The organism is Pseudobutyrivibrio sp. (assembly GCF_017471675.1).
In the GTDB taxonomy this organism is placed as follows: Bacteria; Bacillota; Clostridia; order Lachnospirales; family Lachnospiraceae; genus Pseudobutyrivibrio.
This window is the reverse complement of the sequence record NZ_JAFUSK010000089.1, coordinates 1-7,024: the sequence shown is the minus strand read 5'-3', so window position 1 is coordinate 7,024 and position 7,024 is coordinate 1. Positions and strand designations below refer to the sequence as shown.

General features: G+C 37.8%; 6 protein-coding genes. All 6 read right to left on the bottom strand.

Annotation, left to right across the window (positions count from 1 at the left end; all coding sequences use genetic code 11):
• Positions 1-418: 418 nt before the first annotated feature.
• Positions 419-1,804: a DNA repair protein RadA gene (gene radA / locus IJ535_RS13500; RefSeq protein ID WP_294303865.1), complete on the bottom strand. Its 1,386-nt coding sequence runs from the start codon at positions 1,802-1,804 to the stop codon at positions 419-421.
• 64 nt (positions 1,805-1,868) lie between these two features.
• Positions 1,869-2,282, bottom strand: coding sequence for an endosialidase (locus tag IJ535_RS13495; RefSeq protein ID WP_294295713.1), 414 nt, complete (start codon positions 2,280-2,282; stop codon positions 1,869-1,871).
• Positions 2,283-2,375: 93 nt separating this feature from the next.
• Positions 2,376-4,814, bottom strand: a complete 2,439-nt coding sequence (locus IJ535_RS13490) for an ATP-dependent Clp protease ATP-binding subunit (RefSeq protein ID WP_294303864.1) — start codon at positions 4,812-4,814, stop codon at positions 2,376-2,378.
• Between the two features lie 14 nt (positions 4,815-4,828).
• Positions 4,829-6,271 (bottom strand): hypothetical protein, encoded by a 1,443-nt coding sequence (locus tag IJ535_RS13485; RefSeq protein ID WP_294303863.1) that lies wholly within the window; start codon positions 6,269-6,271, stop codon positions 4,829-4,831.
• Between the two features lie 176 nt (positions 6,272-6,447).
• On the bottom strand, positions 6,448-6,642 hold the full coding sequence (locus IJ535_RS13480; RefSeq protein ID WP_294303862.1) for a hypothetical protein: 195 nt from the start codon (positions 6,640-6,642) through the stop codon (positions 6,448-6,450).
• A gap of 67 nt (positions 6,643-6,709) precedes the next feature.
• Positions 6,710-7,024: 4Fe-4S dicluster domain-containing protein (locus tag IJ535_RS13475; RefSeq protein WP_294303861.1), on the bottom strand; the 315-nt coding region annotated here is incomplete at its 5' end.

Here is a 7,024-nt window from a genome sequence, read left to right as displayed (position 1 = left end):
GTCAGCATAAATCTGACTTTACTAATAAAGGTTTCGTTTCATTAAGAAACTTAAATGAATTTCAAGGATACATGTTTTAAAAACTTGTATTAATTCAAGGTTTGTTTCACTGTTCAGTTATCAATCTTCTCTTTGTTGTCGTTCTTAGCAACAACTCGTTTATATTATCACGAGAAGAGCTTCGTGTCAACAACTTTTTTATTAATTTTTAAAGGTTTTCAAGAAATTAAAATTGTTTATACAATTTTCACAATATCTTGTTTTCCTCAGCACCTCGTTCCCTCAGTGCTCGATTATAATATCACCTAAAACTGGCGGTGTCAACTGAATTTCTGTGATTTTTCTAAAGTAAATCTATTTTCACATTATCTACAAATTGTATGAATTGTACTAATTATTTTTACAATTCATTTTATAGCTACTTACTTAAGGCATCTACCGCCTCTTTTACATTAGCCACGCCAATTACAGTTATACCTTTGACACTTGATACACTGCTCATATTAGATGCAGGAATAATAGCTTTTTTGAATCCAAGTTTTTTGGCCTCATTAACCCTTTGTTCTGCCATTGAAACAGACCGAACTTCGCCAGATAAGCCTATCTCTCCAAATATTATGGTGTCAGCATCTACAGGTATATCCTTTTCACTAGAATATATCGCAAGAGCAATTGCTAAATCAATCGCAGGCTCAACAATACGCATTCCGCCAGCTATATTTACATATATATCTGATCTGCCAAGGAAGATACCGCAGGCTCTATTCGCTTTAACATCTCGCATTCTTTCTAACACAGCTACTAACAGATTCACTCTGTTATAATCACAGCCTGTAGCCATTCTTCTAGGAATTTCGAAGGCGGTTTTGCTAACAAGGGATTGTATTTCAACAAGTATTGGTCGTGAACCTTCCATAGAGCATGTGACAATAGAACCAGTAGCATTTTCTGGTCTTCCATCCAGCATAACAGCTGATGGATTTTTTACCTGCTCAAGTCCAGTATCTCTCATTTCGAAAACGCCTATTTCGTTTGTTGAACCAAAGCGGTTCTTAACACCTCTAAGGATTCTATAGGATGCATGCCTGTCACCTTCAAAGTATAGTACAGTGTCAACCATATGCTCTAACACTCTTGGCCCTGCAACCGTTCCTTCTTTTGTTACATGGCCAACAATAAATACAGCTATCCCTTTACCTTTTGCAATATTCATTAAGACACTTGTAGACTCTCTAACCTGGGATACAGAGCCTGGAGCAGAACCAACAGCTTCATTAAACATAGTCTGTATTGAATCTATTATAAGAACAGTTGGCATTTCTCGCTCAACCACAGCCTTTATTGTATCTAAGCTGGTTTCACATAATAAATCCAGCTTATCGTTAAATTTACCTATGCGGTCAGCTCGTATTTTTATCTGCTGAAGAGATTCCTCGCCTGAGACATACATTACATTAATTCCAGATAAGCAAAGCCTCTGGCAGGTCTGCAATAACAGGGTAGACTTACCTATTCCGGGATCACCGCCTACTAATATCATAGAGCCAGGTACTATTCCACCACCAAGGACTCTATCAAATTCCTCTATAGTTGTAGACATTCTTGCCTCATTAGATGCAGTAACATCTATTAGTCTGGTAGGCTTAACATCAGCTACCTTAGCCCTGGCTTTAACCGATGTCTTATCGATTGTCTCCTCCACAAGGCTATTCCATGCACCACAAGCCGGACATTGTCCAGACCATTTAGATGTTTCATTACCACATTCCTGACAGAAAAATACTGATACTTTTTTGTTTGCCATTTGTTCTCCTTAGACTTAAAAAATCTTCCCACATTAAAGTGGGAAGATTTACTCGAATCAATTATTAAACTCTTTTAACCTCAACCAAAACTGGTACTCCTGGGTCAAGTTCAACTGATAAATTAAGCTTACCACCGAGGTTTGTCTTCATCTGACCTGCACTATTGCCACCTACAGTAATATCATAGCTTGTTTCAGGCTCAAGCTCGAGGGTAACCATTGCATCCTCCTTGCCTTCAACAGTAAATGTAACTGAATCAGATGTGCAATTGAATTTTTCTACGGCTGTACCAGGTACAGACTCATATACAAACATACCGTTTCTCTCTAATTTAGTAATATCAGAGAAAGTCTTTACCTTATACAAATCCCCATCGTGTTTAAAATCTTCAAGCTTCTTCTTATCAGCTAAAGTGTAATCCCCGAAGCTGATAGTTCCATCTGCTTCACTGCGAATCAACTCACTAATCACAGCCATGTTTGTTCCTCCTATAGTCGCCGCACTATGCAGCTTATCTTAAGAAAGATTATAGCAAAGGAATTTGATTTTCACAATAAACTTTAATTAAAATCAGAATTTTTCAAAAACCACTTCATCCTTCTTGATTTTAGCCTTAACCTTATCTCCTGATTTAATCTTACCTGCTAAAATATCTTCTGCCATAACATCCTCAAGAGCTGTTTGAATCTTACGACGTATAGGTCTGGCACCATATTTAGGCTCGAAGGATTTTTCTACAATCCAAGTCTTAACTGTAGCTGGAATGTTAACAGAAATGTCCATCTGCTCTTTACATCTAGCCGCAAACTGCTTAACCTGAAGTGCTGCAATTTCCTTCATATCATCCTTTGTAAGAGCTCTGAATACGATAGTTTCATCAATACGGTTCAAAAACTCTGGCTTGAAGATTCGCTTAACCTCTTCCATGACGCCGTTTTTCATAAATTCGTAATCCTTGCTAGCGTCCTCCTTTGAAGCAAAGCCAAGCTTTTTAGGTTCTATAATAGCTTGAGCGCCAGCGTTACTTGTCATTATGATAATTGTGTTTTTGAAATCTACCTTTCTGCCCTGAGAGTCTGTTACATGACCATCATCAAGAATCTGTAGCATGACATTAAATACATCAGGATGAGCCTTTTCAATTTCATCGAAAAGAATAACAGAATATGGATTCCTACGAACCTTTTCAGAAAGCTGACCGCCCTCCTCATAGCCTACATAACCTGGTGGTGAGCCTATCATCTTAGATACAGAGTGCTTTTCCATATATTCACTCATATCTACACGTATCATGGAATTCTCGTTACCAAAAACAGCTTCAGCTAAAGCTTTGGAAATCTCTGTTTTACCTACACCAGTAGGACCTAAGAACAGGAATGAACCAATTGGTCTTCCTTTTTCTTTAAGACCTACACGACCTCTTCTAACAGCACGAGCCACTGCTGATACCGCTTCTTCCTGGCCAATAACCCTTTTGTGAAGAGTACTTTCAATTTTTCTAAGCCTTACAGATTCCTGCTCGGTAAGCTTAGCAACAGGTATCTTAGTCCATAATGCTACTACTGCAGCAACATCATTTTCTGTAAGTGTAATAGGCTTAAGCTTAGAACGTCTATTAAGTCGCTTTTCTTCCGCTTCTTTCTTAGCAATAAGCCCATCTTTTTCTTTCTTGATAGAACTAGCAAGTGCTATATCTCCATCTATAATGGCTTGTTCCATCTCTTCAGATAATTCGTCTATTCTATTATTTAAGGAATCATCCTTTGTAATCTTTTTAACATCCTTTAACTTAATGGCAGCTGCTGCTTCATCCATAAGATCAATCGCCTTATCTGGCAAAAATCTATCTGCAATATATCTTTCAGAAAGGTTAACACAAGCCTCTACTGCCTCGTCAGGAATAGTGATTCCGTGGTGTTCTTCGTATAGATGTCTTACTCCCTTAAGAATCTCAATAGTCTCCTCTGAGCTTGGTTCCTCAACCATAACCGGCTGGAATCTTCGTTCTAAAGCAGCATCCTTTTCTACGTATTTACGATATTCTGTAATAGTAGTAGCTCCAAGGATTTGAATCTCACCTCGAGCCATGGCAGGCTTAAGGATATTAGAAGCATCAATAGCACCTTCTGCGCCGCCAGCTCCTATAAGAGTGTGAATCTCATCGATAAATAAAAGAATGTTACCTTCCTCAATAACCTCTGCTATAACCTTTTTGATACGTTCTTCGAATTCACCACGATACTTAGAACCTGCAACCATGCCAGATAAATCTAAGGAAAGTACCCTTAAATCCCTAACTGAATCAGGCACATTTCCTTCAACTATTCTTTCAGCCAGTCCCTCTACGATAGCTGTTTTTCCAACACCTGGTTCACCAATAAGACATGGATTATTTTTTCCACGCCTTGAAAGAATTTGTATAACACGCTGAATCTCGGCATCACGGCCTACAATTGGATCCAATTCTCCATCCTCAGCAAGAAGAGTTAAATCTCTGGAAAACTGGTCTAGATAAGAAGTTTCATTACGTCTTCTGCCGCTGTTAATAGCCTGCATTTCCTCTTTATAAACAGTTCCCTCAGCTCCCATTCCTGCAACAAGCTCTGAAAAAAGCTTATGAGGATTAATATCAAGAGAATTAAGCAGTCTTGCCCCTGAGCAATCCTGCATACGAATCATTGCAAGAAGTAAGTGTTCAGTTCCGATTGTTTTGGAATTACACTTATCTGCTTCCTCACCAGCATGTTCAAGGAGCTGTTCCATCTTAGGTGTGTAGCCGTCTCTTTCCTGGATGGCAACATCCCCACCTGGTGAAATAAGTTCCTCTACAAGCTTAAGCAAGGAATCTTTTGTAACCCCATTTGAGTTCAAAACCTTAGCAGCAAGGGAATTCTCCTGTTCTATAATGGAAATTAATAAATGCTCTGTTCCAACATAGCTGTGCTTCAAAGATTTTGAAAGCTTAGATGCGCCTGTAATAGCGCGTTTTGCCTGTCTAGAATATTCCATATTCTTTAACTCCTTTATAGGTCATTTAAATCCATCATATTTAAACTAGAAGCTCTTCTAGCTTCATAAGATTCAGATTCATAACGAGCACGAGAAGTCTCTGGCTCTATCTCATAATCATCAGCTTCATCATCATACTCTTCTTCGTAGTCTTCATCTTCGTCATAGTCATCTAGCTCTTCTTCGTAGTCTTCTTCGTCATCATCGTCACTGCGACTGCCAAATACTATAGAACGTGGCTGACGTTTAGCTGGCTTTTCAGGCTTACTGGCAAAAACATCTCCATCAAAATCATCGTCATCTTCGCCACGACCCTTAATAGCTTTGTTAATAATAATGAATAATAAAACTACACAAAGAATAATCAATCCCATAATTATCTTACGGTAAAGATTAAGCTTCTCAATATAAAGATCAGAATTATCAGATGAATTAGACATATCTGAATCAGTTACTACATCATCAGAACCTGATGCACTAATTGCAGATTCATCAACTCGAGAAACAGTTCCATAGGTCTTATCGTATAGGTACCAACCTGTTGCTCCATCCTGATTAACACCATATACATAGAAGAACTCTGCTCCATCGATAGTATATGCTGTCGCAGTTCCACCTGTAACCTCAATTGAGGCTGTAGTAAAGGCAGATGATAATGTTGAATCTGGAGTAGATATAATTACATAATTCTTAGCACTTCCAAGCATTAAAAATGGAGATACTGTACCTGCCTGCTCATTATACAAATAGAACACGCCTGAACCTGCTGTATTATCAGCTGGCTTGAGATACAGTAATGTAATTGTTCCATTAGTAAGCTCACTATAGGTACTGCTTCCGATAGTAATTGTAGTCTTAAAAAAGCCTGAAGGAATCTCTGAATCAGCGTAACGTTCAGAAACTACATAAGAAACTCCATTAATATCAAAACCACCATTACTATTTAATGTGCCAACAGCACCATCTGTTGGTGCAGGTGTAGCTTGAGTCTCCTCAGCTGAAGCCTCAGGTGTCTCCTCTGTAGTAGTCTCCTGTTCTGTAGGCTCAGCAGGTTCAGCAGCCTCAGCTGGCTCTTCTGCTGCCTTGGAACCACCTATAGAAAGAGTGGTGCTACTTCCCGAATTAGCTGAAGAAGATACAATAATAGAAGCTGTACCATCAGCTGTGGCCTGGAAAACCAAATCTCCTGAAGTGCCCGAGAATGTAACAGAATTACCCTCAGTACTATAACCTGAAACACTACAGCTAGTAAGATTAAGCATGCTAGAAGTGTATTTAACAGTAATAGAGCCCTTCTCTGAACCAGATACTGTAACTGTAATAGAATCTCCCACCGAAGCAGAACTCTTTGATACAGAAATCTTAGTGGTTCCCTGGGCAAACGCAACTATGTTAAATGCAAAAACCAACGTAAAAATTAAAACTGCATTAAAAAATCTTTTACAACATTTACTCATAAACATTACCTTCCTTAAATCATATAGTTACATTAAAAATAGCTCAGTTATATGCTATTGCAATCATAGATTTCCACAAATATGTTATTTAAGAAAATCCTACAATATTTTTGCTTAAAGCCATCTCAAGAGACTATATATAGATAATTTAATTATAGGTAACCCCCAATACTTAGTCAACAATTTCTACAAAGTAAATAGAGCCATATAGAGCTTGAAAGTCCTGAGAATGAGCCAATCACACCACCAGCATTATTACTAGAAATATGTATATCAAATATAAATAACAAAAAGAATATAATACCTACTGCCACAATGAATGAAATAGCAGCAAAAGCAATTATCATTTCTCTATCAAGTTTCTTTTTCATAAAAAATACCTCCTGAATCATCTTATGTATAAGATAATATCAGAAGGTATGTACATATTTATGGACTTTACTCAAACTGTTTTGCTACCATTACAAGATTATCTCTGATTGGTAGATGCTGTGGGCAAATATGCTCACATTTACCACACTTTATACAATCACTTGCCTTACCAAAATTCGAAGTTAATCTTTCGTAGTACTCTCGCTGAATAGTAAAACCTTTATCTTTTGATTCCTGCATTTCAGCATTATATAGTGAGAAATAATTTGGAATCGGAATGTTCATTGGACATCCATCAACGCAGTATGCACAGGCTGTACATGGAATAGCAATTGATTCATTAATTATATCTCTCGCCTGTTCAACAAGATTATTCTCCTC